The following is a 2,694-nucleotide window of genomic DNA, read 5'->3' as shown; positions in this document are numbered from 1 at the left end:
GGGCAGAGGCGGGTACCGTGGAACCATGGCGACTCGTTCTACCCCCGCCCGAACATCCGCCGGTCAGAAGGGTGGCGCTTCGTCGCGCGCTCCAAAGACCACGAAGATGCCGCGCAGCACACCGCCGGAGCCGCAGGCCCATTTGGTGTGGCCCGTGCGCATGGTGGTTGCCTTTTGGCAGGGCCTGGGCCACTTGATTGGCGGCGCCATTCGACGGATGGGCACCGACAAGAGCGCCATCCCTGCGCAGGACCGCCGCGACGGTGCGGGCCTGCTGTTCATTGTGGTGGCCATTGTCATTGCCACTTTCGAATGGTGGGGGCTGCAAGGCCCCGTGGCGGGTGCAGTGGAAGGGGTCTTGGAAGGCACTTTTGGCTGGTTCGCGGTGATGCTGCCGCCCATGTTCCTGATTTTTTCCGTCCTTGTTTTCCGCCAGCCCACCAACATGGCCAGCAACAACCGCACGGCCCTGGGCTTCTTCATCATGACGGTGGCCGGCTGTGCCATTGCGCATGTGGCTGGCGGCAGTCCGAGCTTGGCCGAAGGCTTCGACGGTGTCCGGGTGGCCGGTGGCATGATCGGCATGCTGGCCGGGGCCCCGATCGCCAACTTGAGCCCTGTGGCGGCCCTGGTCTTCTACTCCCTGCTCGCCTTTACCAGCGTGCTTGTCCTCAGCAACACCCCCGTACGCCATATTCCGGCCCGCTTGCATGGCATCTATGAAAAGTTGATGGGTGCCCCCGAATCAGCGCCAGTCGTCGACGGCCATGACCAGAGCTACCTGTACGGCAGCGACGCCCGGGCCAAGAAGCCACGTGTGCCGCGCGGACGGCAAAAGCCAGCCCAGGAGGAGACGGACGACGACGTCACGGCCGGTGCCTTCGCCACCCCGCTCATCGAGGGGGACGACGGCGGCAGCCAGGAACCGCCGTCGGACAAGCCTTCGCTGCGTCCCGGCGTCAAGCGCCCCACCAGGGACCAGTTGGCTGCAGACAAGATCAAGGCCCGTCAGGGGCTGCCGACATCTGCCGATGTCTTTGATGTGCAGCAGGGCCAGGAAGGTGACGCTGTTACCGAGGCCATTGGTATTGTCTCCGCCAGCCCAGCACGCACCGCTGGCAACGACATCGATGTGGTCGTGGCCCGCGCCATTCCGGCCCCGCCCATGGCACCCCCGGCACCCATCCCCGCCCGCTCCGAGCAGCTCCAGCTCTCCGGAGATGTCACGTACACGCTGCCGGCCTCCGACTTCCTGCCCGCGGGACCTCCCGGCAAGGACGCCACGGCCGCCAATGACACGGTGGTGGCGGCCCTGACGGACACGCTGAACCAGTTCAACGTGGACGCCGCCGTTACCGGATTCAGCCGCGGGCCGACTGTGACGCGTTACGAGATTGAGCTTGCCCCGGGCACCAAGGTGGAGCGCGTGACGGCGCTGAGCAAGAACATTTCCTACGCCGTGGCTTCCTCGGATGTGCGCATCCTGAGCCCCATCCCGGGCAAGAGCGCCATTGGCATTGAGATTCCCAACGCCGACAAGGAAATTGTTGTCCTCGGCGATGTGCTTCGTTCGGCCAACGCCCGGCGCACCGAACACCCCATGGTCATGGGTGTGGGCAAGGACGTCGAGGGCGGCTTCGTGGTGGCCAACCTGGCCAAGATGCCGCACCTTCTGGTGGCTGGTGCCACCGGTGCAGGCAAGTCCTCCTTTGTGAACTCCATGATTGTTTCGATCCTGATGCGCGCCACACCCGACGAGGTGCGCATGGTCATGGTGGACCCCAAGCGCGTGGAATTGACCGCCTATGAAGGTGTGCCGCACCTGATTACGCCCATCATCACGAACCCGAAGAAAGCCGCCGAGGCACTGCAGTGGGTGGTGCGTGAAATGGACACACGCTACGACGATCTGGCGAACTTCGGCTTCAAGCACATCGACGAGTTCAACAAGGCCGTGAAGGCCGGAACCGTGCACCCGCCGGTCGACTCCAAGCGTGTGATCAAGCCCTATCCTTACCTTTTGGTCATTGTGGACGAGCTGGCCGACTTGATGATGGTGGCACCGCGTGACGTGGAAGATTCCATTGTCCGCATCACCCAGCTGGCCCGCGCCGCCGGAATCCACCTGGTGCTGGCGACCCAGCGTCCTTCAGTGGACGTGGTGACCGGCCTGATCAAGGCCAACGTGCCCTCCCGCATGGCCTTCGCCACGTCTTCCGTCACCGACTCGCGCGTGGTGCTGGATCAGCCCGGCGCCGAGAAGCTGCTGGGCCAGGGAGATGCGCTGTTCCTGCCCATGGGCAAGTCCAAGCCCGTCCGCGTGCAGGGTGCCTGGGTGACGGAAGCTGAAATCAAGTCCGTCGTGGACCACGTCAAGGGGCAGCTGGCTGCCAGCTACCGCACCGACGTTGCCGTCGAAGCGCCCAAGAAGGTTATCGAAGATGACATCGGGGACGACCTTGACCTGTTGTTGCAAGCCACCGAGCTGGTGGTGACAACCCAGTTCGGCTCCACCTCCATGCTGCAGCGCAAACTGCGTGTGGGCTTTGCCAAGGCTGGAAGGCTCATGGACCTGCTCGAATCGCGTGGCGTGGTGGGACCCTCCGAAGGCTCCAAGGCACGCGACGTGCTGGTCAAGCCGGATGATTTGGCCGAAACCCTTGCCGCCATCCGCGGTGACGGTCCCGCGGCGGC

General features: G+C 64.6%; 1 protein-coding gene. It reads left to right on the top strand.

Annotated features, from left to right (window positions below):
* Window positions 1-25 precede the first annotated feature (25 nt).
* A partial coding sequence (locus tag Q4P21_RS15760; protein WP_303389671.1) for a DNA translocase FtsK occupies window positions 26-2,694 on the top strand: 2,669 nt, incomplete at its 3' end.

Origin of the sequence: Arthrobacter sp., from assembly GCF_030540645.1 — a bacterium.
Taxonomy (GTDB): Bacteria; Actinomycetota; Actinomycetes; order Actinomycetales; family Micrococcaceae; genus Specibacter.
Note: the sequence above shows the minus strand (reverse complement) of the source record. Positions and strands in the feature narration are given on the sequence as shown.